2 protein-coding genes and 1 pseudogene are annotated in these 1,842 nt (G+C 62.1%); 1 reads left to right on the forward strand and 2 read right to left on the reverse strand.

Features of this window, described 5'->3' with window-relative positions; genetic code table 11:
* Positions 1-177: 177 nt before the first annotated feature.
* On the forward strand, positions 178-1,221 hold the full coding sequence (locus tag ACXJ7R_RS31595; protein WP_457155236.1) for an aldo/keto reductase: 1,044 nt from the start codon (positions 178-180) through the stop codon (positions 1,219-1,221).
* A 50-nt stretch (positions 1,222-1,271) separates the two neighbouring features.
* Here ACXJ7R_RS31595 and ACXJ7R_RS31600 read toward each other — a convergent pair.
* Positions 1,272-1,686, reverse strand: a pseudogene (locus ACXJ7R_RS31600) (hypothetical protein); the annotation flags it as partial.
* On the reverse strand, positions 1,590-1,842 hold a 253-nt coding region (locus ACXJ7R_RS31605; RefSeq protein ID WP_457155237.1), incomplete at its 5' end, for a hypothetical protein. The gene ACXJ7R_RS31605 and the pseudogene ACXJ7R_RS31600, both read right to left, overlap by 97 nt.

Below are 1,842 nucleotides of genomic sequence, written 5' to 3' on the forward strand. Positions count from 1 at the left end.
ATATAGGCCGGCAATGACGGTTTTATTGCAGCCTGGAGCGAGACAGCCGCCACTGCAAATTCCGCGAGGCATGATCGATCCATCGTCGTGGCATGGCGACAAGCGGCTTGAATTGTCCTACAAATGTGCGAGGCCCGTCCGGGCACTGCCTTTCAACAACAAATCGCGAGGACTGACATGGAATACCGCACCCTCGGCCGTTCCGGCTTGAAAGTTTCGACCCTGACCATGGGCACCATGACCTTCGGCGGTGCTGGCGCATTTTCGGCTGTCGGAAAGACCGACCTCGATGAGGCGCGCCGGATGATCGATCTTTGCATCGATGCCGGCATCAATGTCATCGACACCGCCAATGTCTATTCGAACGGCGTCTCTGAAGAGATCATCGGCGAGGCGCTCGGCGGCAAGCGCAAGGGCGACGTGCTGATCGCCTCCAAGGCGCGGATGCGGATCGGCAATGGCCCCAACGATGAAGGCCTGTCGCGCTATCACCTGATCCGCGAATGCGAGAAGAGCCTGAAGCGGTTGAAGACCGATGTCATCGACATCTACTTCCTGCACGAATGGGACGGTACGACACCGCTCGAGGAAACCATCGCCGCGCTGGATACGCTGGTTGCCCAGGGCAAGGTCCGCTACGTCGGCTGCTCCAACTATTCCGGTTGGCAGGTGATGAAGGCGCTCGGCATCAGCGACAGCCATCACCAGCCGCGCTTCGTCACCCAGCAGATCCACTACACGCTGGAAGCGCGCGAGGCGGAATATGAATTGCTGCCGATTTCGGTCGACCAGGGGCTGGGTGTGCTGGTCTGGAGCCCGCTTGCCGGCGGATTGCTGTCCGGCAAATACCGCCGCGACAGCCCGACCGCCCGCCAGCTCGCCGGCTGGTCGGAACCGCCGATCCGCGACGAGGACCGCCTCTGGCGGATCGTCGATGTCCTTGTCGAGATCGGCACGCAGCGCGGCGTGTCGGCGGCGCAGGTGGCGCTGGCCTGGCTGCTCGGCCGGCCGGCGGTCAGTTCGCTGGTGATCGGCGGCAGGACCGAAACGCAGTTCCGCGACAACATCGCCGCGGCAAGCCTGGTGCTGACCGGCGAAGAGCGTGACCGCCTAGACACGGTCAGCCGGCCACCCTTGCTCTATCCCTACTGGCACCAGCAACTGACGGCAAAGGACCGTTTTGGTCCCGCCGATCTGGTGATTGACCGCAGCGGCGTGTGACCACGGGAGGTTTGCGGCGGGGCTCGGCGGACGAAGCCCGCACTTAACCCGATATAGCGCCAGACCTCGGCATCAGGCTCGATCTGGCCGCTGAGGACAAAGTATTTGTAGAGCACGAGCAGGGAGATCGCCTGCTCGGCCTTCTCGTTTGCGAATGTGCGGCAATAGGCATTCGCCGCGGCAATGATGCGTTCGGCTGCAGCCGGGTGCTGCTCGAAATAGCGCACTTTTTCGGCAAGGTCGGCGGTCGAAGTACCGGGCAATCTCCTTGAGGTCGTAGTACTAGATACTCGGTATCAGCGGCAGATTGTCGATATGCACCGCAGCCGGGCTGGGCGAAAATGCGTCCTGCAGCTTGTTGTAGCAATTCAGCCGCCGGCGAACCGAACCGTCAGCAAGCCGGGCTTTTTCGAGGCGACCCACAAGCCGCCGGCGGAAAAGCGCCTGCGGCGCGATATCGCGCACGACGTTTCGCGCATAATAAAAAACCCTTGCCGTCGTTCGTTGTATGGTGGCCATGGTTTCACTTGATCAAAACGAACGCGCGGTCGCGATACGTTGGCGCCCCGGCCCCCTACACCATGGTCCCGTGCATCTTGCAAGCCCGGGCCATCATCGACG

The organism is Mesorhizobium sp. P5_C1 (genome assembly GCF_054049815.1).

Coding starts and splice junctions, on each gene's coding strand:
- ACXJ7R_RS31595 (WP_457155236.1), top strand. CDS start 178: ATGGAATACCGCACCCTCGGCCGTTCCGGCTTGAAAGTTTCGACCCTG.